Raw genomic sequence first — 23,966 nt, forward strand, 5'->3', positions numbered from 1 at the left:
CCGTGCCCGTGTCGCTGTGTGATGACCAGATCAGCTCGCGGGTCGCGCGGCTGCGGGCCGCCGTCGCCGCCGCCGGCCTACGCCACCTCGCGGTAAACGTGACCGCCGGAGCCGACCTCGTGGTGGCGCTGCGCGCGCTGCGCCCGCTCGACGTGTCCGTCGTCCTGGTGGGCCCGACCACTGCCGCGCCGGCGTTGGCTCACCTCCGGCCGCAGGCCCTGCTCGACGTCGGCGAGGAGCGGATCCGGCGCACCACCGAGGCCGACGGCGAGCCCGGCGGCCGGCCGGCCGGAGTGTGGATATTCTCGTCGGGGACCACCGGCACCCCCACCCCGACCCACTGGAGCTGGCACGAGCTGAGCCGCGGTGCCGACTGGCTCGACGCGGCTGGCGGCGAGCGGTGGGGAGTCGGCTACAACCCGTCCACGTACGCCGCGGTGGCCGCCGTGAGCCAGGCGCTCGGCCGGGCCGCCCACGTCGACTTCCTCACCCCCACCGAGTTCGCCACCCGCGCATCCGCGCACTATGACGTCGTCGCCGGCACCCCCTCGTTCTGGCGGATGGCAGCGCTGCACCTGGGCACCGAGAGCGCCCGACCCCGGATAGACACCGTCTCGATGGGCGGCGAACCGGTGGACGCGAGCTTGCTGCGCCTGATCCGGGCCGCCTTCACCCCACGCCGCGTGCTGCAGATCTACGCCAGCACCGAACTCGGCCGCATCGCCACCGTCACCGACGGGCTTCCCGGCCTGCCCTGCTCGGTCCTCGACGGGTACGGGCCGGAGGGTAAGGCGTTGGCGATCCGCGACGGCGAACTCCTGGTGTCGTCCGGGCCGGGTGCGCCGTACCTGCCGACCGGCGACCTTGCTGCCGTCCACGACGAGCGGGTCCACATCCTCGGCCGGCAGGGCGATGTCATAAACGTGGGCGGCACGAAGGTCCTGCCGGGTCACGTGGCCCGGCTGTTGCAGGAGCACCCGGACGTCGCCGCGGCCCGGGTGTACGCGGTCCGCAGCAGCGTGCTCGGCGCCGTTGTCGGCGTGGACATCGTCACCCGGTCCGAAAACGACCCCGACGTGGTCGTCCAGCGGGTCAGGGCGTACGCCCGCCGGGTGCTCTCCCCGCCGGAACAGCCGCGCCGGTTCGCCGTGGTCGACCAGCTCGCGGTGGCCACCTCCGGCAAGGCGGCCCGTGGTGGATGAGACGAGCGGGACGGTGTTCGTCACCGGCGGGTCGCGCGGCATCGGCCTGGCGGTCACCCGCCAGCTGCTCACCGCCGGATACCGGGTCGTCGCCGTGTCGCGCACCCTGTCCGGCGAACTCGTGAGCCTGCGGGACACCGTCGGTGCTGCCCTGACGTTCCTCCCCGCCGACCTCACCCGCGGCGACGACCGGGTCGCGGTGGCCACCCGGATCCGGGGCTGCGCCGACCTGCACGGCCTCGTCAACAACGCGGGGGTGGCGACCGGCGCGCTGCACGTGGCCACCGCCAGCGCCGACGTGAGCCGGATGTGGCAGCTGAACGTCGAGGTGCCCATGTCCCTGTGCCAGGCCGCGGTCAAGGCGATGTACGGCAGCGGTGGACGCATCGTCAACATCTCGTCGATCGCGGCCCACCGGACCTTCCGCGGGCTCGGCGCCTACACCGCCACCAAGTGTGCTCTCGAAGGGTTCTCCAGGGTGCTCGCCGCCGAGGTCGGCCGCCGGGGCATCACGGTGAACTGTGTCGCTCCCGGCTTCATCGACACCGCGATGACCACCGCGATCGCGGACGACGTCCGCGCCGCGATCCACCGTCGCAACATGCTCGACCGAGACGCCACCCCCGGCGACGTGGCGCGGTCGGTGGAGTTCCTGCTCTCCCCCGCTGCGGCGGCCATCACCGCGCAGGTGGTCCGGGTCGACTCGGGCAGCGGCGGATGAGCACGCTGGACGAGCGTGGGCAGGTGGAGCAGCCCACCCCACCGCCAACCGAATTCACCAACCGGCGCCAACGCTTCCGGCGCGAGGCGGTACGCAACTACGGCCTCACCCGGGAGACCGGAGAGCCGGTGGACCTGCGCTGGCGGGCCCGACCAGGGCTGGGCTTCCTGCGCGACCTGCGGTGGCGAAACCTGCGGGCGGCGCTGGCGCATCGGCGCAACCGCGTACCAGTCGTGCTCCAGTCCCAGATGAGCGACTGCGGGGCCGCCGCCCTGGCGATGGTCCTCGCCTACTTCGGTCAGCCGGTGCCGCTCGATGCCCTCCGGACGGAGACCAACACCGGCCGGGACGGGGTCGCGGCCCGTTCGATGCTGGCCGCCGCCCGGCGTCGCGGCCTCGTCGCCCGCGGTGTCCGCGTCTCCATCGGCGGGCTACGTAACCTTCCCCCGGCCACCATCCTGTTCTGGAACTTCGTACACTTCGTCGTGCTGGAGCGGGTGACCGACAGCCACATATACGTCGTCGATCCGTCCTTCGGGCGGCGCAAGGTCAGCCTGGCGGAGGCCGGCAAGGCGTTCACCGGGGTGGCGTTGGAGTTCCACCCGCCGATCGGCGGCGCGGATCCGAGGCGCGCAGCCGGCCGCCACGCCCTCGGCGCCGCTCGCATGCCCTACGCGACCAGGTTCTTCCCCCGCACCAGCGCCTGGTTGCCCCTGGTCCTGACCTCGGTCGCTTTGACCCTGTGCAGCCTGGTCGTGCCGATCGCCTCCTCCTACGTCGTGGACTGGGCCAGCCGGCCCGGCGAACCGGCCAGCGTCTGGTTGTTCGTCGCCGCGCCGCTGGTGCTGTTCGCGATGTACTTCTGGATGCAGACCGCCCGGCGGATGGCGTTGCTGTCCATCCAGACTCTTGCCGACAAGTCGGTGACCCTGGGAACGGTCCAGCATCTCGTGTCCCTGCCCTTCGACTACTTCGCCCGCCGCCACACCGGCGACCTCGCGATCCGGGTCCGTACCAGCAACGCGGTCCGTCAGGTGCTGACCGGGAGTGCGCTGTCGGCCGTGCTCGACGGCGTGCTGGTGCTGGTGTACGGCTGGCTCGTCGTCATCGCCGACCCGCGCCTCGGCACGCTGGTGCTCGCTCTCGCCGTCGTCCAGGTCGGTGTGCTCGCCGTCAGCTGGCGCCGGCAGGAGTACCTCACCGCCGCCCTGCTGGAGGCGCAGGCGAGGGCACAGACTGAGCTGTTCCAGCTGCTCGACGGCGTGCCGACGCTCAAGGCGTCCGGGCTGGAAGGTGCGGCGGCCGAGAACTGGAGCCACACTTTCGCCGCCGAGGTGAATGCCAGGACCAGCAGCCGGCGGTTCCTCGCCGTCTGCGAGGCTGCCAGCACGGCGATCCAGTTCCTGGCGCCCCTCACGGTGCTCGCCGCCGGTCTGGTCCTGCTCGATCGGGGCGAGATCTCACTGTCCCGGGTGGTGGGCTTCTCCGCCCTGGCCATGGGCATGTTCGTGCCGCTGGCCAGTCTCACCCAGACCGGCCTGCAGGTCGCCGGGCTACGGGCGACGTTGACCCGGCTGGCTGACATCCTCGACGCTCGCCCCGAGGCCGGTCCGGACGCGGTGGTGCCGGCCCGGGTCACCGGCGCGGTCCGACTCGACGCGGTCCGGTTCGCCTACCCCGGCACCAGGACACCGGCGGTGGCCGACATCGACTTCGAGATCGTGCCCGGTCAGTTCACCCTCGTCGTCGGTGCGTCCGGCTCCGGCAAGTCGACGCTGGCCATGCTGCTGGCCGGGCTCTACCTGCCCAGCGCCGGCACGGTCCAGCTCGACGGGAGGCCGTTCGAGCAGCTCGACCGACCTGCCGTGCGGCGGTCGATGGCCTACGTACGCCAGGACGCCCGGCTGTTCGCCGGCACCATCCGGGAGAACATCGCGTTGGGCCGGCCGGAGTGCACTCTCGACGACGTCATCGCGGCGGCGCGGCTGGCCGAGGTCCACGACGACATCGACGCGATGCCGATGCGGTACGAGACGCTGCTCGGCGCCGCCGGGGCAGGCCTGTCGGGTGGTCAGATCCAACGCATCTCGCTGGCCCGGGCCCTGGTCCGCGGTTGTGACCTGCTCATCCTCGACGAGGCGACAAGCGCCCTCGACCGGCTCACGGAGGACCGGATCGTGACCAACCTGCGCGGAACGGGCCGCACCCTGGTGGTCATCGCGCACCGGCTGTCCCACCCGGAAGCCGCCGACCAGATCCTGGTGATGAGCGACGGCAGGATCGTCCAACGCGGCCGGCACGAGAGCCTCGTCGCCGAGGACGGCCCGTACCGACGGCTCGTAGGGGTTGCGCCGTGACCGCGCCGCAGGGCCTCGACGCCGGGGCGCTCGACGACCTGCTGGCGCTGATCCTGCGCGTGCCGGACAGACACCGGCGGTTCGAGGTCGACGCCGCCACCGCCGCCGCCAGGTACGAGATCGACGAGCCCACGACCGCCTTCCTCGCCGCCGCTGGCCTACCCTCGACGTCCGGTCCGGACGGCAGCCGGTTCGACGCCACCGACCTGCGCAACGTCGCGGTCCACCTGTTCGCGCGGTCCCGCGAGCGTAGGGTGCTGGCCTGGTGGATCCGGGAGCTGGAGCGCCCCGCCGCCGTCACCCGTTACCGGATGGACTACGTGGCACGGTGCCCGGAGCCCGGCCATGCCGGGCCGTGCCGGTACCGCCTCGCGGTGCCGGAGGACGACTGGCACGAGACAGGCGCGGTGCCGCAGGACGGCGCCGTCCTGCACTCGGTGACGTTCGACCGGCCACGCCGGTGGCCCGAGCTGCCGGCCGCGCTGCTCGGCCTGCTGGACGAGACCCGGCACATCCGGTTTCTCTGGCTCCCCGAGACGCTGCGCGCCGATGCCAGTTTCGTCCGGGCCACCGGCGTCGGGGACTGCGTCGGCGTGGCCCACTTGCTGGTCGAGGAGGCCCGCCGTCGCGGGCTGGCGGCACGGTTCTCCCACGGCAGGTCACTGACCCCGCCCATCTCCGCGTCACACTCGTGGGCCGAGTTCCACCTGGACGGGGTCTGGGTTCCCGTCGACCCGGTGCTCGTGGACGCGCTGCGGCACTGGGGCATCGCCGGACCGGGATGGCAGCGGACCTCGTCGCTCGGCACCGTCCTCGGCCGCGTCGGCGCCCGACGACGTGACCTCGTGACCCACGCCGGTCAGCCGGTTGCCGCGAAGTTTCCCACCTACGTCGAGACAGGAGATTGACATGGTGGACTGGCCACCCGCCTTCGAATCGCTCATCCGGCAGCGTAGTCGGCTGCTCGGCGCCGACACGCCACTCGACCCCGACCGCGGCCTGTCCGACCTGGGGGTCGACTCGCTGGAGGTGGTCGAGCTGATCGTCAATCTGGAGACCGAGTTCGACATCGAACTCCCGCCCGGGCTGCTGCGGCCAGAGGTGTTCGCGACGCCGGGCACCATCTGGGCCGCGGTCAGGGGTCTGGTATGAGCGGCCCTGCCGAGGAGGGACAGTTGGGGCCAACCTGGGCCCGGCTCGCCACCGTCGCCGCCAAGTTGAGTGACCAGTCGCGCGACCAGCGTTACCACGTCTTCGACGTCTTCGACTGGCCGAGCGAACTGCCGACCGACCAACACTGGATGAGCCCGGAGCTGACCACGTGTTACGGCACCCCGGTGTGGGACCGCCTGTCGGAGACCGATCGGCTGCGCCTGACCCAGGCCGAGGCGGTCAACTTCTTCAGCCTCAACGTTCACCTCATCCGGGACCTGATCGGTGAGGTGGCCGGACGGATCTACGACACGCGCTACCCGGGGCTGTCGGAGTTCTTCCACGACTTCATTCATGAAGAGAACGAGCACATGTGGTTCTTCGCCCAGTTCTGCAACCGGTACGGGGGCAGGGTCTACGGCACCAAACGTGTCGTCGGACAGGCCGCCGAGGGCAACGACGCGATCCGCGACGTCATGGTCTTCGGTCGCATTCTCATCGCCGAGGAACTGTGCGACTACTTCAACGCGAAGATGGCGACGGACACCCGGCTTCCGGAGATCGCGCAGCGGATCAACGCCGTCCATCATCAGGACGAGTCGAGACACATCGCGTTCGGCCGGCAGATGATGTGGGCGCTGTACGACGAAGCCACCCGGAACGCGACACCGGAGGAGGTCGAGAGAGCCGCGACGTATCTGTCGCGCTACATCACCTCGTGTCTGCGGGCCTTCTACAACCCGGCGGTGTACGCCGACGCGGGCCTCGACGGCGCCAGGCGCATCCGGTCCGAGGTGATCGGCGACCCCTACCGTCAGGAGTTCCACCGGGCTGTGATGCGCAAGACCACCCGGTTCTTCGGTCGGATGGGCCTGTTCACCGAGGAAGCGGTCGCCTGGTGACCGGCCAGCTACCGCAACGGCTCCTGCACGAGTGGTTCACCGCCGGCCTGGCGACGGCACCCGACCGCGTCGCGCTGCGGATCGGCAGTCAGGAGTGGACCTACACCCAGCTGGACGACGTGGCCCGACGCTGGGCCGGTGACCTGACCGCCAACGGTGCCCGGACCGTCGGCATCCTCGCGGCGCGCAGCATCGAGTCGTACGCGGGACTTCTCGCCACGCTCTACGCCGGTGCCACGGCGGTGCCGCTCAGCCCGGCCTTCCCGGTGGCCCGGACCTGCCGGATGGCGGCGATCGCCGGTGTCGACACGGTGATCGCCGACCGGTCGGTGGCGGCCCTGCCGCACCTCGTCGCCGCCCTGCCCGGCCTTCGGGTGGCGGCGCCGGCCGCGACGCCACTGCCCACCCTGCCCGAAACGGCGTACGACGACGCGGCCTATGTGCTGTTCACCTCGGGTTCCACCGGCCAGCCCAAGGGCGCCCCGATCACGCACGCGAACATGGACAGCTTCCTGCGGTACAACCTCAAGCGGTACGACATCGGCCCGGACGACGTTTGCTCGCAGACCTTCGACCAGACCTTCGACCTGGCGATGTTCGACCTGTTCATGGCCTGGGGCGCGGGCGCGACGGTAGTGTCCACGCCACCACAGGTGTTCGCCGCGCTACCGGACTTCCTGGCCGCCGAGCGGGTGTCGCTCTGGTTCTCCGTGCCGAGTGCCATCGCCGTGGTACGGCGCCGGGGCGGGCTGGCCCCCGGTGCGATGCCGACGCTGCGGTGGAGCCTGTTCTGCGGTGAGGCGCTGCGCCTGACCGACGCCCTGGACTGGCAGCGGGCGGCACCCGGGTCCACCGTGGAGAACCTTTACGGCCCGACCGAGCTGACCATCGCCTGTTCGGCGCATCGGCTCAGCGCCGACTCCGCCGACCTCGCCGTGCACGGTGTCGTCCCGATCGGCCCGCTGTACCCGCATCTGCGGTACCGGATCATCGAGGACGGGGTCGACGGCGTCGAAGGTGAGCTGTGCGTGACCGGAGCGCAGCTGTTCCCCGGCTACCTCGACCCCGCCGACGATCAGGGCCGCTTCCACACCGGCGACGGCCGGCGCTGGTACCGCACCGGCGACCGGGTCCGGCAGCTCGCCGGTGCCGAACTCGCCTACCTCGGCCGGATGGACCGCCAGGTGAAGCTGCGCGGCTACCGGGTCGAGTTGGACGAGGTCGAGTGGCACGTCGAGCAGTTGCCCGGTGTGCAGCGGGCCGTCGCGGTGGCGTACGAGGCGGCCGGGCGAACCGAACTGGCGGTGTTCTACGTCGGTGCGCCCGGCCTGGACGTCCGCGGCCCGATGGCCTCGCTCGTGCCGGGCTACCTGGTGCCGAGGCTGTGCCAGCACGTCGAGGCGCTGCCGCACAACGCGAACGGCAAGATCGATCGCGCGGGCCTCGCCGCGCGCGCCCGGGACCTCACCGGCGGGGAGCGCGTCGCCCATGCCTGAGTGCCCGCCGATGTGCCCGCCCGCCGACGCCGACCTCGGGGCGATGCTGTCGATCCGCCGCTTCGAGTACGCGGTACTCGACCTGCTCGGCCGCGGACTCATCAGCGGCACCACCCACACCTGTCTGGGGCAGGAGTACATCCCGGTGGCCGTCGAGTCCCTGCTCCGGCCGGACGACGAGGTGTTCAGCAACCATCGCGGACACGGGCACTACCTGGCCAGGTACGACGACCCGGCCGGCCTGCTCGCCGAGCTGGCCGGCCGGGTAGGTGCGGTGTGCGGCGGGATGGGCGGCTCGCAGCACATCCGCCGGGCCGGTTTCATCTCCACGGGGATCCAGGGGCAGCTGGTACCCGTCGCGGCGGGTGCCGCCTTCGACCTGCGTCGCACCGGCGCAGGGGCGGTCTCGGTCGCCTACATCGGCGACGGCACCTGGGGGCAGGGCGTGGTGTACGAGGCGCTCAACCTCGCCGCGCTCTGGCGGGCGCCGCTGGTCGTCATCGTCGAGCACAACGGGATCGCCCAGTCCACTCCGACCCACGCCCAGATGGCCGGGACCGTCGCCGGGCGCTGCGCCGGGTTCGGCATCCGGCACGTCAAGCTGGTCGATGTCGACGTCCACCGCATACGGACCACCCTCGCGCCGCTCGTCGCCGAGGTCCGCCACGACGGCGCCCCGCTGGTGGTCGAGTTCGAGACGGTACGGCTGGGACCGCACAGCAAGGGCGACGACACCCGTACCCCGGCGCAGCTCGACGCCGTCGCCGGACGCGACTGGTACGCACGGTGCCGCGCGGCCTTTCCCGAGCAGGTCGACCGGCTCGACGCCGTCGCGACCGCCAGGATCCGCGACGTGGTCGACGAGGTACTGGCCCGGCCGCTGATCGGTGCCGGTCATGGATGACCGGCGCACGGAGCGGGTCGGTGCGCACCTCAACCGTGCGCTGGCCGCCCTGCTCACGAGGCGGCCGGATCTCTACCTGATCGGTGCGGACGTGGCCGACCCGTACGGCGGAGCCTTCGGTGTCACCCGGCGTCTCTCCACCGAGCATCCCGACCGGGTACTCACCACGCCGATCAGCGAGCAGGCGATCGTCGGTTTCGCGGTGGGCCTGGCCCTGCGGGGCCGGGAAGCGGTGGTGGAGATCATGTTCTCCGACTTCGCCACCCTGTGCTTCGACCAGATCGCGAATCTCGCCGGCAAGGTGGTCAGCATGTACGGCGAGCAGGTGCGGATGCCACTGGTGATCCGCTGCCCGACCGGCGGCAACCGAGGCTACGGTCCCACCCACAGCCAGAGCCTCCAGAAGCATTTCCTGGGGATCCCCAATCTCGCCCTGTACGAGATGAGCCCGGTGCACGACGGGTACGCGACACTCGCCCAGATCCTCGACTCCGCCGCTCCCGCGCTGTACTTCGAGGACAAGGTGCTCTACGGCCGGCGGCGGTTCGGCGCAGCCACCGGCGACGAGATGTTCCACCGTGAGTTGATCGGTGGCTCCTGCGACTTCGCGGTGCTGGGCATTCGCGACGTGGACCCGGTCGACGTCGTCGTGATCGCGCCGGGCGGCCTCACCGACCGGGTCCTCGGTGCGATGCGCGACGCCTATCTCGGTGACGAGACAGCGGTGCGGGCGGTGGTGCCGTCCCGGCTCTACCCGTTCGACCCGGCACCGCTGGCCCCGCTCGTCGGCCGGGCGCGGCGGGTGGTGGTCGTCGAGGACGCGGTGGCCGGCGGGGTTTGGGGAGCCGAGGTCGCCCAAGCCATCCACCAGCGGATGTGGCACCTGCTGTCCGGGCCCGTCCGACTGCTCCACGCGCCGTCGGGCACCATCCCTGCCGCCGCTCATCTGGAGCGTGCGGTGCTGGTGCAGGCCGACGATATCCGCGCCACGGTGACGGCGGTGGCCCGTGGGTGACCTCCGCCTGCCCCGGCTCAATGCGACCGACGACGAGTACACGCTCCTCGAATGGCTGGTCGGGGACGGCGCACCGGTCGGCGTGGGGACCGCGGTGGCTCTCGTGGAGACGTCCAAGGCAGCGCACGAACTGGTCACGGACGTCGCCGGAATGCTGTGGCACCGGTTGGACGCACCCGCCACCTGCCGCCCCGGGCAGTTGATCGCCACCGTCGCCGGAGGCGACCATCCGCAGCGGTCGCGGGCGGACACCGATGCTCCCGGTGCCCGATCGGTGGCCGCCGGCACCGATGCGGTCGCGTTCACCGTCACCGAACCGGCTCGGCAGCTCATGGCCCAACATGGCCTCACCGACGCGGCGATACGTTCGATCGGTAAGCAGGTCGTCTCCCGGTCGGACATCGAACGGCTCGTCGCCGGGCAGCCGGCGCCGGACGCGGCCGACCGGGTGACCATCACACCCGCCCAGCGACGGATCGCCCGCACCGTGTCCGCCGCACACCGGGAGATTCCCGCCGCCTACACCGTGGCGAAGGTTGTCGCCGACCGGCTCGGACGACGCCTGCGTGAGCAGGCGGCGTCCATCGGCTATCTCGGCGTTGCGGAGCTTGTCGTCGAAGCGATCGCGGCGCAGCGGGCCGAGTTTCCCCTGTTCTTCGCACGTCCGGTGGACGACGAGGCGGCGACCGTACGGCCCGGTGCCCACGTCGGTGTCACGATCGACGTCGGGACGGGCCTCTACCTGCCGGTCGTCGCCGACGCCGACACCCGACCGCTGCGGGACATCGCGGCCGACCTGCTGCGGTTCCGGCATGCCGCGGTACGTGGCGGGTTCGCCGAAGCGGATCTCACCGGATCCAACATCGCGCTCACGATCCACACGGACGCCGACATCGTCCACGCGCAGCCGCTCATTTTCCCGGAGCACACCTGCGCGTTGTCGCTTGCCTCGATGCAGCGTGAGTTGACACTTCAGGGCGACGGATCCGTCACGACAAGCGAGTATTTCCATCTCGGTCTCGCATACGACCATCGGTTTATCAACGGCCGGTCGGCGGCGGCATTCCTACGGGCGGTCAAGGCCGACCTGGAGTCACGATGACGACCGCCACCGGCTGTTGGTTGAACACCATTGGGCGGCGTCTTTGCCGACATTTCGGAGATATCCTGTGGCCTCCACGCTCCATCGGTGTCATCGATCCGCTCTGGAGCTACCGGTGGAAATCGACCACTTCCACCTCCTACTCCTGGATCGACCGCCGTGGTGGAGGAACACGCCTATCGGCGACCCTGGAAGGGGGTGAAATCACATGACCGAGGTCGAGTTCGAGGCCGTCGACATCCGCGAGATGGCTGACGAGGAGCTGGACGACATCGTCGGCGGCCCCAACGCCTGCCAGTGACGACTAGTCGGTAGGAGGCGCCTGAGCCGCTGTGCTCAGGCGCCTCCGTCCCACTTTCAGACGAGCGACTTCGAGGCGGGCAGTTCACGGTCGACGGCCGGGTCGAAGAACCGGCTGAGGAAGTCCTGCTGCCACACCCGAGGCTCGGCCAGATCCCACTGGCCGTACTGGGTGAGCAGTTGGTCCGGCGCGCTGCATCGCTGCCGGAGCGCCGCGAGGGTGTCCGCCGCGACGGTGTCCGGAAAGAGCATGTTGAGGTGGGCGAGCCCGTAGTACACGGGCTCAGCGACGCGGTACTCGTCGACGCGTGCGAGCAGCAGGTCCCACGAGAAGTCCGGACCGGCCGAACGCACCAACTCGGCGATGTCCACATACTTGATCAGCCGGCGATGCTTGCCGCCACGGGTCATGAACCTGAGGGTCGTCGACGTCTTGTAGATGTGGGCGGCCAGATCGACGACCGCGTCCTCGGCGGACGGCACGAGGAACGAGGCAGCACCGTACCGGTGGTGCTGGGCGTGTGCCACGACGGCGCTGACCGGGACGTCGTAGCCCTTGCCCGGCAGGGCCAGCGACACGTTGACGTCGACGCTGACGATCGGGCAGTCGATCTCACCGGTCAGCTTGTTCAACTTGGGCAGGTCGCTGCCGTAAAGACGCCAGAAGGCACGCTCCCGCTTGCTGAGCGGGACGATCCCGTTCACCGACGGGTGGCCCTCCACATAGCCCAGCTGCTCAAGCACCTCGACAAGTGCCGGCGCCTGCTCTCGGACGACGAGGACGTCCAGGTCGCCCATCGGCCGCAGGCCCGGCTCCTGGTATGCCGAGAAGGCCAGATGGCCGCCCTTGCGCAGCAGGACGGTGACGCCCTGCGTGACGGCGGCGTCGCTGATCGCCTGGATCTCGCGCAACATGACCTCGTTGGTCCGCCGGGTGTCGCGGTAGGTGGCGTACAGCAGCATCATGACGGCGGGGTCGAGACCGGTCACCGTCTTGTCGGTCAGGAAGCGCCACCCGTGCCAACCCACGAGAGCGGCGACGCGGTGGCGCGCCGCCTGAGCGGCGAACTGCCCCCAGTCCAACCCTGGCGCGTCCTGGGCAAGGATCTCGCGCACGCGAGCCAGCTGCGGGTCCGCGACATGTTGCCTGCCAAGCAGCAGCAACAACTCCGACTCGACCGACATCACGGCCATTCGGCCTCCTCTTCGACTGCGCTACGACCCTGGCACCCAGGGGCTCGCTCTCCATCCACTGTGTCCATCCGGACCCGGGGGACGCGGTTCGTCTGCCCCGGTGGGAGGAGCTGACGCAGTTTAGATGGTCATCTGGGGTGCCGCCGCCTGCTCAACCTGCCCGATTCCCCTCGGCCCGGGACGCCCGCAGGGCAGCAGCGCCTCGTCTCCGGCCGCGCCCGAGCGCCGCCGCGGTTGGCTACCGCAGCCGGCGGGCGGGAAATCGGGCCGGCGGATCGGCGATCGCCGACTGGGCGGCGATCAGCTGAAGTTCCCGGGTGCCGGCTGCCAGGGTGGCCTCCAGCACCGCGAAGATCGATGCGGTGGTGCGTTCCAGCGCCGTGGCCGGCGAACCCGTCGTGGACAGGTGCGCCAGGTACAGGGCGGCGGTGACGTCGCCACCACCGTTGGGGTTGATGGGCAGCAGCGGGGTGGTCACCGCCCAGGCACCGGCGTCCGAGACGGCCACCACCTCCAGCGTGTCCGCCGGCAGGTCGCCGTGCAGCACGCTGGTCACCAGGACGTGCCGGGGCCCGGTGGCGCGTACCGCGTCGACGGCGGCCAGCAGGTCGTCGACCGTGTTCGTCGGTCGGCCGGCGAGGAACTCCAGCTCGAACTGGTTGGGGGTGACGATGTCCGCGCGCGGCACCACCACGTCGCGCAGGTACTCCGGGATGCCGGGCCGGACGAACATGCCCCGGCCGACGTCGCCCATCACCGGGTCGCAGCAGTAGAGGGCGTCCGGGTTGGCGGTCTTCACCAGGGTCACCGCGTCGAGGATCACCGCGCCCATCGCCGGATCCCCCTGGTAGCCCGAGAGCACCGCGTCGGCGTCGCCGAGCACACCACGGTCGGCGATGCCGGCGATCACCTCGGCGACGTCGGCGGGGGCCAGCAGCGGGCCGCGCCACGCGCCGTAGCCGGTGTGGTTGGAGAAGTGCACCGTCAGCACCGGCCAGACCTCGTGGCCGAGCCGCTGCAACGGGAACACCGCCGCCGAGTTGCCGACGTGACCATAAGCGACCGAGGACTGGATGGACAGGATTTTCACCGTCTCATCATGGCGGTCGGCGGCCCCCGATGGGACCGGGCCCGGCTATCGCCCGGCGCGCAGCCTGAGCACATAACTGGCGGTGAGCGCGACGGTGCGGTCCGCATCCTGGGACAGCTCGCCGAGGGCACGGGCGGCAGCGCTCCCGGGAATGTCGGCGAGCGCCTGCGTCAGCCGACTACGTACGGGTGAGGCGACGCCGTCGCTGCCGAGGCGCGCGACCAGGCGGCCGGCGATCTGTTCCGCGAGCGCGGGCTCACCGGCCAGCGCAGTCAGTGCGTCGGCGGCGTCGGCCTCGTTCGTCTCCTCGACGACCATCTCGATCAGGGTCGGGATCGCCTCGGCCACGCCACGTGCCCCGAGCGCGAGTGCCGCATACCTGCGGACGACGAGGTCGGGGTTGGCGAGGGCGTCCCGCAGCAGCGCGGTCGCGTCGTCGTCCGGGATCTCGGCGAGGGACTTGACGGCGCGTTTGCGTACCTCTGGGTCGAGTTCGTCGAGCCCCGCTGCCAGCAGCGCGGTGGCGCCGTCGGCCGACTGCGCCAGCGCCCAGCGAAGGGCACCGGCGACGTTCGGGTCCGACTCGCTCAGTACCGCCTCGACCAGTGCCTCCACCGGCACCGCCGCCTCGCCGGTCGAGGACAGGGCCGCGCGTTGGCGTCGCCCGGCGTTCTCCGAGCCGAGGGCCTGGAGCAGGGCGACGACCTGGAGCACGTCCGCCCAGTCGGCGGGTTGCGCGGCCCCGATCCGACGCAGGCGGGTGAGCAGCTCCGTCTGCGCCGCGATCCGCTCCCGGGTCTGCTGGATCAGATCCTCGACGAGCTGTGCCGGGGTGAAGCCGGGGTCGTCAAGCGCCCGCCGGACCTCCCGCAGCGACAGCCCCAACGACCGCAGGCTCTCGATGTGGAAGATCCGGCGGATGTCGTCGCTGGAGTACTCCCGGTAGCCGGCTCCGCTGCGGCCCGTCGGCTCGACCAGACCGAGCGATTCGTAATGCCGGAGCATGCGGGCGCTGACGCCGGACCGTCGCGCCACCTCACCGATCAGCACCGCCGGTCACCGCTTCCGATCGTTCTCGCCGAGGGCCACCACGCGCTTCGCCTCCTCGATCGCGAATGCGAAGCCGGCGTCCGGGTCGTCGAGCAGACGTTCCGTGGCGATCGCGTGCTGACGTACCCCTGGGTCGGCATCGCGCGCCCCGGCCCGCAGGATCGGAGTGATCACCTCACCGAGCGCGATCAGCGCCCGGCTGAGGCTCAACTGCGTCTCCCGCCCGCCGCGCCCGAGCTGGGTCGCCAGCACCTCGGCCAGGGCTGGCTCGTCACCTTGAGGTACCAGCACCACCGCCGCCCGCCAGGCGCTGCGGGCCACCTCGTCGTCGGCGTCGGTCAGCAACGCCCGGGTGATCGCCGGCCACGCCCGCCGGTCCCCGATCTTGGACAGCGTGTGTAGCGCCTGGCTGCGGGCCTGGGCGGTTTCCGAGCGAAGTTCCGCGACGAGGCGGGGCACGGTCAGTTCGGCCGGGTGCCGGGTGAGGGCCCAGGTGAGCATCTCGCGTACGGAGAACTCGGGCTCGACCGCGCAGCGCTCCACGAGCGTGTCGACGAAGCCGGGGTCGGGGGCCGTGCCGGCCGCCATCGCCGCCCGCAGCCGCACCGACGAGATGTCGCTCGACAGTCCGCGCAGAATCCGCACCGTGTCCGTGGCCTCCTGGGGCCTGCTCATCCGGATCACCTCCTCGACACAGTGAAGACCTTGTCACTCTGTCAAGGTCAAGCCGTGGGTGCCGGCAGATCTCCGCGGCACCCACGGCTCGCCGAGGCGTCCGGTCAGCGCTTCGGCGCCTTGACCTTCTGCTTGTTGTGGTTGTTGCCCCGACCGTCGGGCTTGTAGTTGCGCTCGACGTTTCCGGCCGCGTCGACGGAGAACCAGTGCACGGTCGTACCGACGGGGATGGTCAGCGTCTCACCGCCCTCGCGGATGCCGGCCGAGCCGTAGAGCGTGGAGTCGTAGGTGGGTCGGCTCCGGTCCAGCGTGTAGAACACCGCCGCCGGTTCGCTCGTGGAGAAGGTGACGTCCACCATGCCCGGGGTGGCGCTCGCAGTCACCGACAGGGAGCTTCTCGGCCGCTTCCGGTCCGTGTCGAAGTCCCGGGCCACCCGCAGCATCTCGGTCAGGCCGTTGGCGAACTCCATCGTCTCGGCGTGCGCCTCCTGCCAGGCCGGCTGGAACGAGGTGCCGACCTCGAAGTTCCAGGCGTAGATGCCGTACTTGTACCAGAGCATGTCACCGGAGTTGCCGGCCGCCGAGTACAGCACGTCGGCGATGGGGCCGGTCCGGGCCGGGGTGACCGCCAGGTTGCGGTGCCGCTTGATGGCGGTCAGGATGCGCGACGACGCCCCCCAGAACAGCGACTCCTCGGCCAGCGTCGGTCGCGGCGCCGAGATCCGGCCGGGCACGGCGTAGGAGCCGGGCGACCACATGAAGTAGTTACCCGACGAGTGCAGGTTCATCGAGAACTTGATGTTCGGTCGGGCGGCCAGCCAGTCGACGTTGCGGTTCTCCGGCTCCGACAGCTCGCTCGGCCCGGCGTACGTGCCGCTGGTGCAACTGGTCGACGCGCCCGCATAGCCGTCGAAGAGGCTGTACTCGGTGTAGTTGCGGTTGTTGTCCACGCCCCACGAGTTGCGGCCGAGGAAGTCCGCCGGCGCCTCCGGGGCGCAGTGGTTTGTCATGTTCTTGCGCTGGGAGTTGAAGTCGTAGAACGAGTAGTGCCCGCCGTCCGGGTTGATCGACGGAGCGATCCAGATGTCGAGGTTGTCCACCAGGTCGCGGGTCTTGCGGTCGTGCGCGTAGTTGCGCAGCAGCCGCTCGGCGGTCTCGATGGTGACCAGCGGCGGCACCCACTCCCGGGCGTGCTCCTGGGCGTACGCGAGCACCCCGAGCCGGGAGCCGTCGCGGTGCTTGCCGATGCGGATGGCGTACACCGGGTGCGGGTCGCGGGAGACCGACGCCGGCGCGGCGAGGCCGTCGGAGAGCGCGGTGCGCGCGACCGGCGCGACCACGCCGGTGCCCGGGCTGCCCCGATAGGTGTACGCGGTCAGCAGCGTCCCCGCCTGCGCGTTGAGCGCGGCGACGACCTGCTCGGCGGTGCTGGTGACGGTGCCGCTGCCGTCGGTGGCGAGGTCGACGCTGACCTGGGTGCCGGTGACGGTCACCGCCAAGGGTGCGTCGGCGACGCCGGGATCGGCGAACTCGACGGAGATGTCGTTGCCGCCCTGGTGGCCCCAGGCCAGCGAGTCGACCGCGACCCGGCTGTCGTTGGCGGTGCCGAGCACGGCCTGCGCCTTACGCCGGTAGCCGTTGGTCCGGTACGGCAACTCGACGATCTCCGAGATCTTCGGGTACTGCGCGGACAGGGCCTTGATCCGGTCGTACAGCTCGGTGGGGGTCAGGTAGCTGGCCACGAAGTCCTTCATGTAGCCCGGCCCCTCGGGGTCCTTCGGCGGAATGGGCAGCCACTCGTTGACCTTGGCCACCGCCATGTCACCGCTCGGACTGGTGATCCGCACGTACGCCGGGCGACTGGTCACCTGCGCCGCGCCCCGGTGGTAGAGGTAGACACCGGCGTCGACGAACCGGGAGATGGTCTGGGTGCCGCCGGAGCCGATCTCGGTGCCCGGCCCGCTGTCCCGCTCGACGGTCAACGGGCTGGCGTCGGTCTGCCCCTGCGCCCACTTCGCCTCGACCGAGAGCACCTGCGTGTCGCCGGAGGTGTAGTAGTCCGCCCGGATGATTTTGACGTCGGAGACCGTGGACCGGGCCGAGAAGTCGGCCGCTGCCGCGTACTCCCGGTTCTCGGCCAGGTGGGCGGCGATGGTGGCCTCCCGCTCGGCCAGCCGCTGCGCCGCGTCCTCCGGGGTGTGCAGCACCTTGCCGAAGGTGTAGCCGGCCCGGGTCAGCGTGGCGACCTCGTTGCCGGTCACCACGGCGTGCACGACGATGCCGTCGCCGGTGTGGGTGATGTGATGGTCGAGGTCGACGCCGGTGGCCACCAGGGCGTCCAGTTCGGCGTCGTCGGCCAGGATCACCTCGACCACGCTGGCCCGCTCGTCGGCGAGCCGGCCGAGGTCGGCGGGCGCGGTCACCGGCGCGGCGGCCTGCGGCACGATCGCCGCAGCGGGATTGACCAACAGCAGCACGGCCGCGAAGGCAGCCAGTGCGGTGGCGGCGGGCAGCTGGGGTCGCCAGCGCAAGCCCGTACGGACCTTGGACATGAGGCGGTCGCCCCTCTTCTCGGCGCGCGGCACGGAGGCAGCGGGTTCAGCGCGGACCGGCCGGGCCGCCCCAGCCTGCGGGACAGTCACGGCGACGCGCTCGGCGGTCGACGCTGCCCGCATCGCCGATTACGCAGCGTCGCGCATCCGGGTCGTAGGAGTGATCGAGATGCCGACATCCTTCGCCCGCAGATAGGGATCTGTCAATCATCGGCGGCCCCGCCCCCGGTGACCGCGCCCACCCCGCCCGACGGTCCCGGAACTCGTGTTTGACCTGCGTGCAGACTGGAGATCAAGAGCGTGAGGCTCGACAACGAGGGGGATCACGCGTGTCCGAGAACGCCATCGACCGGCACCACCACACAACCGACCGGCCCGCCGGGGTCACCGACCCGTTGTTGTGGCGGCTCGCCCTGGACGTCGCCGACGCGCACGCGCCGGGCGAGGACGGTGGCTGCACCCACCTGCTGTGCGCCGGTCAGAACTGGCCGTGCGAACCGTGGCAGCAGGCCCAGCGGGCGCTCAACCTCGCCCAGGGCGGTACGGCCGACGAGACGACAGCTCCTGCTGCCAGCCGGGACGACACCTGGGCGGACTCGACCGCCCGGCCGACCTGGTCGACGGACCACTCCCGCCGCCAGTCCGCCGCCGCTTGAGCGAGCCAGGCCGGACCGAGGTGTCAATGTAGCGTTGACGGGTGCTCGACCCGCTCGATCAACTCGCCGACATCCCGTCCGCCCGGGACCGGCTCGACGAAACCGAACTCGATCTCATCGACCGGGCCCGGCAGGCCGGCGCCACCTGGAACCAGGTCGCCGAAGCCCTCGGGCTGGGCAGTCGCCAGGCCGCCGAACAGCGCCGCCAGCGCCTGGCCGCCGCGCGTACGGCCCGCCGGACCGACTCCGACAGGCGCTGGCCGGCCGAGGTGGCAGCACTGCGCGGCCTCCTCACCGACCTGCGGCGCTGGATCGACGCCGACCGTCGCTGGGACAGCCGCTTTCCCCGGGCCGCGCTGACCCGCCGCACCACCGTGCTCGCGCTGGAGGCCGAGCCGGGTGCCCTGTACGACCTGGCCGCCCGGATCCGTGCCGACCTGCCGGCCGCCGATTCCGGACTGCCCACCCCGGTACACGCCATCACCCGCCGCCTCGCCGAGGCGCTGTCAATGCAACGTTGACGTCGAGCCCAACTATTGCCTTCGTGCGACTCAAGACAGGACGCTGTGAGCCACTCTGACTCAATTCCGGAGGGCTCGTGCGGCGCAACGCGATCCTGTTCGTGGCGGTATCCCTGCTGTCCGGCCTCGGCGGCAGCGCGATGGCCCTGGTCACCGGCATCTGGATCCTCGACCTCACCGGCTCCCCCGGCCTGGCCGCGCTCGCCGGCCTCTGCGGGTACGCCCCCACCCTCGGCGGCCCGTGGCTCGGCGTGCTCGTCGACCGGCTGCCCCGGCGCCCGCTCGTCATCGCGGCCAACCTGACCCTCGCCGCCACCCTGCCCAGCCTGCTGGCGGTCCGTGGCCCCGGCCAGGTGTGGCTGCTGTTCTGCGTGGCCACGGTCTACGGCATCGCGTACGTCCTGGTCGACGCGGGCGAGAGCGCGCTGCTGCCGGCGGCCCTGTCGCCGGTTCAGCTCGGACGGGTGAACGGGTGGCGCTCCAGTGCCCAGGAAGGCGTCAAGCTGGTGGCCCCGTTGGCCGGTGCCGGCCTGTACACCTGGCAGGGCGGCCACCTGGTCGCCCTGCTCGCCGCCGGCCTGCCGGCCCTCGCCGCAGCCGGCTTCGCGGCGCTGCGCCTGACCCGCACGCCGCCGCCGGTCGCGCAACCGGACCGGGGAGTCCGAGTCGGGTTGGCCGTTCTGTTCGGCGCGGCGTCCATCCGACGACCTGTGGTCCTGGCCGGAGTCGCCATCGGCATGTCCGGCTTCACCACCGCCGCCGGCTACGCCGTCGTCACCGACACGCTCGGCCTACCGGCGACGTTCCTGGGTGTCCTGCTCAGCGCCCAGGGCGCCGGCTCGGTCGCGGCTGGACTGGTCGCCGGCCGGCTGATTTCCCGGCTCGGCCCCACGGCCGTGGCCCTGGCCGGTACCGGACTCTTCGCGCTCAGTTGCCTGGTCCGGTGCCTGCCCTGGTGGCCAGCAGTGGTCACCGCGTCGGTGCTGGGCGGCCTCGGACTGCCGTGGGCGCTGGTCGCCGCCGTCACCGCCGTCCAGACACATAGTCCCGACGCGCTGCTCGGTCGGGTCGCCGCCACCGCCAACACGGTCATGTTCGGGCCGATCGCGGCGATGACTCCGCTCGGCTCCGCCGCCGTGCTGCTCGGCCCACGCCCACCGCTCGTCCTCGCGGCCGCCGTCTGCCTCACCGTCTGCCCGCTGACCTGGCGACGTCGGCGCGACCGTTCACCGTCGCGCCCCTCCCCCGCGTCGGCCGGTCGTCCCGGGCTGACGTCGCGAGCTGCGCCGGACGGCGTCAATGCGAGAAGGGCTCCAGGCACCCGAATTCGGCAGCCGAGCCGGTGACCCTGACCATGACCCGGTCGGGCCGCACGGACCCGATCACACAGCCCACGTCCGCGAAGCGCACCGCGTACACGGCACCCGGCGGGGGCGTCGTCTCCTGCCCGATAGGCGTTCGCATGGTGGTGACCTCGATCGCGTCTGCCTCGATGCCCAGGTCGAGCAGCACTCGCTGGGTGGACTCCGGTGCGAAGTCCCCAGCCTCGCGTAGTGCCTCGAGCCTGGGCCGGATCCGCGCGGCGAGCTTCTGCCCGGTGCGCTGGTCCGCGGTGGAGAGCTCGTGCCGTCGCTTCCAGCCGTTGTTGTCGGCATGGTTGTTGGGTACGCCCGCCTGCGGAGCGGCCGGCTTCGCGACCACGGTGGGCGACGCCGACGTGCTCGTAGGTGTCGCCTGCACGTCGTCGCCCCCGGCGCCGGGGGCGGCGCAGCCGAGCAACAGCACGGCCAGCGGGGCAGCAGCCACCAACGAACTGGTCTTCCCTGCCCGCATCATCGACCCCCGTCGTTCCGAATCCGAGGATCAGATTGTATGAGGTTGCCGCTCTGACGCAGGAGGAGAACCGGGCCAGCCGATCGTGCGGTTCGAACTTTCGCTACCCGACAGTTGCGGTCAGGCCCTCGCCGCCGCGGCCGTCTGCGATGAGCGCTTCGACTCGCGCCGCCATCGCTGCTAATCCGCCATCGCCGAGACGTCGGTCGGCCCGCAGCGCGCTGAGATGACGGAGGACAGTCAAATGTTCAGTGAGGTCTGCGGGACCTGGCGGGTAGGTGGCCCGCTGCATCTCCGAGACGGTGCTGGGAACCGCCGCGACGACGTGGCTGAGCTGAGTACTCGCCGTGCGGGAGAATTCGACCACGTCGACACCAGCCGCGCGTGCCGTTTCCAGGGCTCGTAGCAGGCCCAGTTGGGCGTCGTACCAGACGCCGAACAGGGCGAGATCCCAGACCGCAGCTGCTTCCGGCGCTTCACCGACAAAGCGCGGCGTGCTCAGCAGACCGAGGACCGTCCGATGCTGCTCGAAGGCGTACGGAGATCCGCTGTAAAGGATGGTCGCGGTATCGGTGCCGATCATCTCGGGCGAGGCTTGGATCCCCGCGTCGAGGTAATGTGCGCCGCCGCTGGTTACCCGCCGGGCCGCTACCCGCGCCTCACTGGCGGTCCCCGTGTACATCCCGACAAGCGTGCGCCCGGACAGGTCCATGTCGATCTGGGTGAGGCACTGCTCCACCGCTGCGAAGTCCTTGAGAGTCAGGAAGACGAGGGAGCTTGCTGACACTGCCTCCCGAATGGACCGCGCTGGTAGTGCCCCGGCGGCCACCAGGTCGGTCGCCCGACCTTCGGTACGGTTCCAGACCGTGACATCGTGCCCGCTTCGCAGTAGGCGATGGGCCACCGCGCTACCGATGGCTCCGGTGCCGATGACCGCGACCCTGGCTGCCGATTTCTCGATTCCACCCATGGCACGATCCTCTGACCTCAACCTCGCTTGAGGTCAAGCGGACGACATGCCGAGGAGCTTCGATGTCGGTGTCGGTACTGGCTCGCACCTGGCTAGGGTGAGGCGTGACGACGATCCTGGTGCCCTACCACCAAGATGAGCGACTGCTGGGCGATGAGATCCCGGTGTCGGCGGATATCACTGTTCGGTCGCAGGTACTCGACGGAGATGCCTGGCAGCGCATGGCGGGGGTGTGTTCCGCTACTGCGGCGGCCGTGTCGCCGGTGGTTGCCGCCGGCGACATACCGGTGGTGCTCTCCGGCGACTGCATGGTTGCCGGCGGCACCGTCGCCGGGGTGCAACAAGCGGGAGTCGACCCGGCGGTTGTCTGGTTTGACGCCCATGGTGACGTGCACACCTTGCAGACGAGCACATCGGGCTATCTGGGAGGTCTTTCGCTGCGGCTGCTGAACGGTGCGCATCCCGACAGGTACGCCGACGTGATCGGGTTGCGGCCGGTGCCGGCGGAGCGCACCGTGCTGGTCGACGCGCGGGACCTGGATCCTGCCGAGGTCGAGTATCTGGCCGTCAGCGCGACCCGCCGAATCCCGGTCTCCGAGGTTTCCGCGGACACCGTGCCGTCCGGGCCGCTGGTCCTGCACATCGACGTGGATGTCATCGACTCGGGCGAGGTGCCCGGTCTCCGTTTCCCGGTACCGAACGGACCGCCCGCAGACGCTGTTGTGGCCGCCTGCGCGCGGCTGTTCGCGACTGGCCGCGTGGTGGCGTTCGACGTGGCGTGCCCGTGGTTGCGGACCGACGACGAGGGCCAGCGGACCATCCGTACGCAGCTGCTGTCCCGGCTGGCAGCTCTCGCCCACCCTGGCTGAGCCTCAGCCCAGCCAGGGTGGACAGGACGGCGGAGAGCCGGGGATCAGATGGTGAAGCCGCCGTCGACGTTGATCGTCGCCCCGGTGATGTAGCGCCCGTCCGGACCGGCAAGGAACGCCACCGCGGCAGCCACGTCGGCGGGGTCCGCGTAGTGACCGAGGGCGGTGAACCCGTTGATCGTCTCGGCGTTGGGGCCGTCGGCCGGGTTCAGCTCGGTGTCCGTGGCCCCTGGGTTCACCAGATTGACGGTGATCGCCCGGCCCCCGAGTTCGCGTCCGAGTGCCTTGGTCAGTCCGATCAGGGCGGTCTTACTCATTGCGTACAGCGAGAAACCGGGGAAGACTGCCCGCTCGGCCATGTTGCTGCCGATGTTGATGATCCGCCCACCGGCCGGCATGTGGCGCACCGCCGCCTGGGTGGCGACGAACGGCGCCCGGACGTTTACCGCTACCGTCTGTTCGAACTCATCGAGGCTCAGATCCTCCAACGGGCCGAGCAGGAACGCGCCGGCGTTGTTTACCAGGGTGTCCAACCGACCCCATTCGTCGGCGACCCGGTCGACCGCGCCGACCACGGCCGCCGGGTCGGCGCTGTCCGCCCGCACGGCGACCGCCCGCCGACCCGCGGCCTTGATCTGATCCACCATGTCGTCGGCGCGTTGCTGATTCCGCTGGAATGTCAGCGCCACATCGGCGCCCTCCTCGGCCAGGCGCAACGCCACCGCCGCGCCAATCCCACGACTACCGCCGGTGACCAGAGCCACCTTGCCGTCAAGTGCGTTGTTCATGACCAAAGCCTGGTCGACCGAGGGTCAACTGTCCGGCGGTCATCGGACGCCGCGTTCCCGTGCGGCGGCGGGCGGGAGCGACTTGACCAGGAAACGGCAGGGATCCGCAACCTCGTGACGCGTTCCATGGTCATCCAGGTAGTGGTACCGGTCGAGATAGCGGTAGCCGGTGTCCTCGTACCCGAGTCGGAGGTACAGCGCAAACGCCCGCGCGTTGTCCTCGCCGACGCCCATGCCAATCCGGTGATGACCGCGCCGTGCTGCGAGCTCCTCGGCCGCACGGATGATCGTCGTTCCGACGCCCTGAGACCGCCGGTCGGGAACAACAGTCAAGCCGTTGATCTCCGGGCAGCCTGGGAACTGGGCACGGACATCCGACTCTTTGGGTCCCTGCCACCTCACCTCGCCGCAGCCAGCCGGAGCATCATCCAGGTAAGCGATCAGTAAGGTGCTGAGACCCTCGCTCTGCCGGCGATAGCGGGCCTCGTGGTAGCGGTTCCGGCCGGTCGGGACGGCCTTCTCCAGGACGGGGATGTCCTGCGCTCGGCATTCTCTGACGTATTTCTGCGGAGCTCCCTCAGGCACAGTGGTTCACAGTAACGACGAGATGAGCGCCT

At 70.8% G+C, this 23,966-nt stretch carries 23 protein-coding genes; 14 read left to right on the top strand and 9 right to left on the bottom strand.

Annotated features, from left to right (window positions below):
* The first annotated feature begins 2 nt into the window (after positions 1-2).
* From ACN26Z_RS17725 to ACN26Z_RS17770, 10 genes are read left to right on the top strand one after another with little or no spacing between them, the layout of a single operon-like run.
* On the top strand, positions 3-1,202 hold the full coding sequence (locus tag ACN26Z_RS17725) for an AMP-binding protein (protein ID WP_282238323.1): 1,200 nt from the start codon (positions 3-5) through the stop codon (positions 1,200-1,202).
* On the top strand, positions 1,195-1,923 hold the full coding sequence (locus ACN26Z_RS17730) for an SDR family NAD(P)-dependent oxidoreductase (RefSeq protein ID WP_421462426.1): 729 nt from the start codon (positions 1,195-1,197) through the stop codon (positions 1,921-1,923). The genes ACN26Z_RS17725 and ACN26Z_RS17730 overlap by 8 nt, the downstream gene beginning before the upstream one ends.
* Complete coding sequence (locus tag ACN26Z_RS17735) at positions 1,920-4,280, top strand: peptidase domain-containing ABC transporter (RefSeq protein WP_421462428.1); 2,361 nt, start codon at positions 1,920-1,922, stop codon at positions 4,278-4,280. The genes ACN26Z_RS17730 and ACN26Z_RS17735 overlap by 4 nt, the downstream gene beginning before the upstream one ends.
* Complete coding sequence (locus ACN26Z_RS17740) at positions 4,277-5,188, top strand: transglutaminase domain-containing protein (protein WP_282238320.1); 912 nt, start codon at positions 4,277-4,279, stop codon at positions 5,186-5,188. Before ACN26Z_RS17735 ends, ACN26Z_RS17740 begins: the two co-directional genes overlap by 4 nt.
* Position 5,189: 1 nt before the next feature.
* A complete protein-coding gene (locus ACN26Z_RS17745; protein WP_093405757.1) occupies positions 5,190-5,432 on the top strand; it encodes a phosphopantetheine-binding protein in 243 nt (80 codons plus the stop codon).
* The gene (locus ACN26Z_RS17750; protein ID WP_421462431.1) at positions 5,429-6,334 is read left to right on the top strand and encodes a diiron oxygenase; all 906 of its coding nucleotides are present in this window, start codon (positions 5,429-5,431) and stop codon (positions 6,332-6,334) included. The genes ACN26Z_RS17745 and ACN26Z_RS17750 overlap by 4 nt, the downstream gene beginning before the upstream one ends.
* The gene (locus ACN26Z_RS17755) at positions 6,331-7,830 is read left to right on the top strand and encodes an AMP-binding protein (protein WP_421462433.1); all 1,500 of its coding nucleotides are present in this window, start codon (positions 6,331-6,333) and stop codon (positions 7,828-7,830) included. Before ACN26Z_RS17750 ends, ACN26Z_RS17755 begins: the two co-directional genes overlap by 4 nt.
* Positions 7,823-8,734, top strand: a complete 912-nt coding sequence (locus ACN26Z_RS17760; RefSeq protein WP_282238317.1) for a thiamine pyrophosphate-dependent dehydrogenase E1 component subunit alpha — start codon at positions 7,823-7,825, stop codon at positions 8,732-8,734. The genes ACN26Z_RS17755 and ACN26Z_RS17760 overlap by 8 nt, the downstream gene beginning before the upstream one ends.
* Positions 8,727-9,749 (top strand): transketolase C-terminal domain-containing protein, encoded by a 1,023-nt coding sequence (locus ACN26Z_RS17765; RefSeq protein WP_282238316.1) that lies wholly within the window; start codon positions 8,727-8,729, stop codon positions 9,747-9,749. Before ACN26Z_RS17760 ends, ACN26Z_RS17765 begins: the two co-directional genes overlap by 8 nt.
* Positions 9,742-10,851, top strand: coding sequence for a 2-oxo acid dehydrogenase subunit E2 (locus ACN26Z_RS17770; RefSeq protein ID WP_421462436.1), 1,110 nt, complete (start codon positions 9,742-9,744; stop codon positions 10,849-10,851). Before ACN26Z_RS17765 ends, ACN26Z_RS17770 begins: the two co-directional genes overlap by 8 nt.
* A 357-nt stretch (positions 10,852-11,208) precedes the next feature.
* Here the strand turns inward: ACN26Z_RS17770 and ACN26Z_RS17775 are convergent, their stop codons facing one another.
* The 5 genes from ACN26Z_RS17775 to ACN26Z_RS17795 form a co-directional block, all read right to left on the bottom strand.
* On the bottom strand, positions 11,209-12,345 hold the full coding sequence (locus ACN26Z_RS17775) for a nucleotidyltransferase domain-containing protein (RefSeq protein ID WP_421462438.1): 1,137 nt from the start codon (positions 12,343-12,345) through the stop codon (positions 11,209-11,211).
* Between the two features lie 238 nt (positions 12,346-12,583).
* Entirely contained in the window at positions 12,584-13,435 is an 852-nt protein-coding gene (pdxY, locus tag ACN26Z_RS17780) for a pyridoxal kinase PdxY (protein ID WP_093406123.1), read from the bottom strand.
* Between the two features lie 45 nt (positions 13,436-13,480).
* Positions 13,481-14,485, bottom strand: coding sequence for a MerR family transcriptional regulator (locus ACN26Z_RS17785; protein ID WP_421462440.1), 1,005 nt, complete (start codon positions 14,483-14,485; stop codon positions 13,481-13,483).
* A 6-nt stretch (positions 14,486-14,491) separates the two neighbouring features.
* On the bottom strand, positions 14,492-15,160 hold the full coding sequence (locus tag ACN26Z_RS17790) for a HEAT repeat domain-containing protein (protein ID WP_421462442.1): 669 nt from the start codon (positions 15,158-15,160) through the stop codon (positions 14,492-14,494).
* Positions 15,161-15,264: 104 nt separating this feature from the next.
* The gene (locus tag ACN26Z_RS17795; protein ID WP_093406133.1) at positions 15,265-17,712 is read right to left on the bottom strand and encodes a M14 family metallopeptidase; all 2,448 of its coding nucleotides are present in this window, start codon (positions 17,710-17,712) and stop codon (positions 15,265-15,267) included.
* A 329-nt stretch (positions 17,713-18,041) separates the two neighbouring features.
* On the opposite strand from ACN26Z_RS17795, the gene ACN26Z_RS17800 reads away from it, so the two are divergent.
* The 3 genes from ACN26Z_RS17800 to ACN26Z_RS17810 all read left to right on the top strand — a co-directional run bounded on the left by ACN26Z_RS17800 (position 18,042) and on the right by ACN26Z_RS17810 (position 20,235).
* Positions 18,042-18,368: a hypothetical protein gene (locus ACN26Z_RS17800; RefSeq protein ID WP_198413178.1), complete on the top strand. Its 327-nt coding sequence runs from the start codon at positions 18,042-18,044 to the stop codon at positions 18,366-18,368.
* 41 nt (positions 18,369-18,409) lie between these two features.
* Positions 18,410-18,889, top strand: coding sequence for a hypothetical protein (locus tag ACN26Z_RS17805; protein WP_282238309.1), 480 nt, complete (start codon positions 18,410-18,412; stop codon positions 18,887-18,889).
* Positions 18,890-18,966: 77 nt separating this feature from the next.
* A complete protein-coding gene (locus ACN26Z_RS17810; protein WP_421462444.1) occupies positions 18,967-20,235 on the top strand; it encodes an MFS transporter in 1,269 nt (422 codons plus the stop codon).
* On the opposite strand, the gene ACN26Z_RS17815 is transcribed toward ACN26Z_RS17810, so the two are convergent.
* Both ACN26Z_RS17815 and ACN26Z_RS17820 read right to left on the bottom strand, forming a co-directional pair.
* The gene (locus tag ACN26Z_RS17815) at positions 20,186-20,725 is read right to left on the bottom strand and encodes a DUF6993 domain-containing protein (protein ID WP_421462446.1); all 540 of its coding nucleotides are present in this window, start codon (positions 20,723-20,725) and stop codon (positions 20,186-20,188) included. The two genes, ACN26Z_RS17810 and ACN26Z_RS17815, sit on opposite strands and share 50 nt — an antisense overlap.
* A 100-nt stretch (positions 20,726-20,825) precedes the next feature.
* Complete coding sequence (locus ACN26Z_RS17820) at positions 20,826-21,692, bottom strand: NAD(P)-dependent oxidoreductase (protein WP_421462448.1); 867 nt, start codon at positions 21,690-21,692, stop codon at positions 20,826-20,828.
* 104 nt (positions 21,693-21,796) lie between these two features.
* Between ACN26Z_RS17820 and ACN26Z_RS17825 the strand changes: the two genes are divergently transcribed.
* Complete coding sequence (locus ACN26Z_RS17825) at positions 21,797-22,561, top strand: arginase family protein (protein WP_421462449.1); 765 nt, start codon at positions 21,797-21,799, stop codon at positions 22,559-22,561.
* Positions 22,562-22,605: 44 nt separating this feature from the next.
* Here the strand turns inward: ACN26Z_RS17825 and ACN26Z_RS17830 are convergent, their stop codons facing one another.
* Together ACN26Z_RS17830 and ACN26Z_RS17835 are read right to left on the bottom strand one after the other, a co-directional pair.
* Positions 22,606-23,349, bottom strand: a complete 744-nt coding sequence (locus ACN26Z_RS17830) for an SDR family NAD(P)-dependent oxidoreductase (RefSeq protein ID WP_421462451.1) — start codon at positions 23,347-23,349, stop codon at positions 22,606-22,608.
* Between the two features lie 39 nt (positions 23,350-23,388).
* The gene (locus ACN26Z_RS17835) at positions 23,389-23,934 is read right to left on the bottom strand and encodes a GNAT family N-acetyltransferase (protein WP_421462454.1); all 546 of its coding nucleotides are present in this window, start codon (positions 23,932-23,934) and stop codon (positions 23,389-23,391) included.
* Between the last annotated feature and the right edge of the window lie 32 nt (positions 23,935-23,966).

Origin of the sequence: Verrucosispora sp. WMMD703 (assembly GCF_049178935.1) — a bacterium.
GTDB lineage: Bacteria > Actinomycetota > Actinomycetes > Mycobacteriales > Micromonosporaceae > Micromonospora > Micromonospora sediminimaris.